This window comes from Nocardioides sp. NPDC057577, assembly GCF_042801335.1.
Lineage (GTDB): Bacteria > Actinomycetota > Actinomycetes > Propionibacteriales > Nocardioidaceae > Nocardioides.
Map to the genome: position 1 here is coordinate 1 of NZ_JBHVGB010000322.1, position 1986 is coordinate 1986.

Below are 1986 nucleotides of genomic sequence, written 5' to 3' on the forward strand. Positions count from 1 at the left end.
GGCCTCTACTGCTTTTACTAGCGAACTGGTCTACGGATCGTTCGAAGTCGGCTGCGGGAAGCAGCAGTGAGGAAGGCAGCTATGGCTGACGAGCGCCGTAGCAACAGAGGCGGTAAGCCCGCCGGACGCCCCGGGCGTCCGAAGAGCTCTGGTTCATCCACGGGTGGCCGTGGCGGCCGATCGGGTGACGGCAAGCCGAGCGCTGGTCGACCGAGTGGCGGTCGGCCGGGGGCTGGTCGTAGCAGCGATCGCCGTGATGGCGGAGGCGGTCGTGGCGGCGAGCAGCGTCGTGACGGTGGCCGCGGAGGAGACGAGCGTCGGGACGGCAAGCCGTCGACCGGGCGCAGCGGCCCTCGCGACGGCAGCCGCTCAGACGGTCCGAAGCGCTCCGACGGCCCGAAGCGTGGCGGTAGCAGCGACCGCAAGGGCGGTTACTCCAAGGACCGTGGCGGCAAGCCTGGTGGCAGGCCGCAGCGCCGCTTCGACGAGCCGCGCGAGGAGCGTACGGCGGATCAGCGGATCTACGACGGTCCGGAGCTGCCGGAAGAGGTGACGGGCAAGGAGCTCGACCGTGCTATCTCGGCTCAGCTGCGAGGCCTGCCCGAGAAGCTGGCGGCGCGGATCGCCCGCCACCTGGTCGCTGCCGACATGTTCATCGACTCCGACCCCGAGCTCGCCTATCAGCACGCCAAGGCGGCGAAGTCGCGTACGCAGCGGATCGCTGTGATTCGCGAGGCGCTGGGTGAGGCTGCGTACGCTGCCGGGCACTACTCCGAGGCGCTCGCCGAGCTTCGCGCGGCCAAGCGGATGAACGGCGCGACGGCGTACCTGCCGATCATGGCTGACTGCCACCGTGCGCTCGGCCAGCCCGAGCAGGCGATCAAGCTCGCGCACAGCCCCTCGGTGGCGAACTTCGATGCACCGGCGAAGGCAGAGATGACGATCGTCGAGGCCGGCGCTCGTCGAGACATGGGTCAGTTCGACGCAGCTCTGCGGATCCTCGAGCAGTCGCCGCTCAACAACAAGAGCCGGGAATCCTGGGTCGTGCGGCTGCGATACGCGTACGCGGACACGCTCCAGGAGGCCGGCCGCGACAAGGACGCGCTGACCTGGTTCCACCGCACGTACGCGATCGACTCCGAGGAGATCACCGACGCTGCGGCGCGGGCCGAGGCGCTCGAGAAGACGGTCGAGAGGGACTGACGTCCGCCTCGAACGCGCCATCAGTGGCGATCGGCAGCCATGCCGGTCGCCACTGGCCGTTTTGCTCCGATACTGGAGATCCTGGGCGCGGTAGGTAAGAATAGAAGTACAACTACATGCTTGTGATCCACCGAAGCGTGTCCTTCACGCACGATCGAGCCCGCTGGGGAAGGCGTAGCTCGCGCCGCAACGAAGGAGATATTCGGTGACCACTCAGATCAAGGACCCGAGCGCCTCGCGTGGCATCGCACGAGGCGTTGTGTTCGTGCACTCGGCTCCCTCCGCGCTCTGCCCTCACATCGAATGGGCCGTCGCGGGGGTGCTAGGCGCGCCGGTGAACTTCGACTGGACGGCGCAGCCCGCCCAGGCCGGCACCTACCGAGCCGAGCTCTTCTGGTCCGGTGCGGTCGGTTCCGCGGCGGCGATCGCCTCAGCGCTGAAGGGATGGACGCACCTGCGCTTCGAAGTCACCGAGGACGGCACGTCGACCTCCGAGGGTGCGCGCTACTCCTTCACCCCCGACCTCGGCGTCTTCCACGCCGTCACCGGGCTGCACGGTGACATCATGATCCCCGAGGACCGGCTCAAGGCCGCGGTCGTCAAGGCCGCCCTCGGTGACACCACGCTCGAGCTCGAGGTCGACAAGCTCCTCGGCAAGCCGTGGGACGACGAGCTGGAGACGTTCCGTCACGCAGGGGAAGGCGCCCCCGTACGCTGGCTGCACCAGGTCGTCTGAGCGACCCGTCAGCCGCAGAGCACGGCCGACGACGACTGAGGCCCCGG

The 1986-nt window shown here is 68.5% G+C and carries 2 protein-coding genes; both read left to right on the plus strand.

Annotated features, from left to right (window positions below):
• The first annotated feature begins 81 nt into the window (after positions 1–81).
• On the plus strand, positions 82–1203 hold the full coding sequence (locus ACFU7D_RS29450; RefSeq protein WP_378728583.1) for a tetratricopeptide repeat protein: 1122 nt from the start codon (positions 82–84) through the stop codon (positions 1201–1203).
• 244 nt (positions 1204–1447) lie between these two features.
• On the plus strand, positions 1448–1939 hold the full coding sequence (locus ACFU7D_RS29455; RefSeq protein WP_176884297.1) for a DUF3145 domain-containing protein: 492 nt from the start codon (positions 1448–1450) through the stop codon (positions 1937–1939).
• The last annotated feature ends 47 nt before the right edge of the window (positions 1940–1986 follow it).

Excerpts from the sequence above, each read along its gene's own strand:
- ACFU7D_RS29450 (WP_378728583.1), top strand. The coding sequence starts at position 82 with ATGGCTGACGAGCGCCGTAGCAACAGAGGCGGTAAGCCCGCCGGACGC.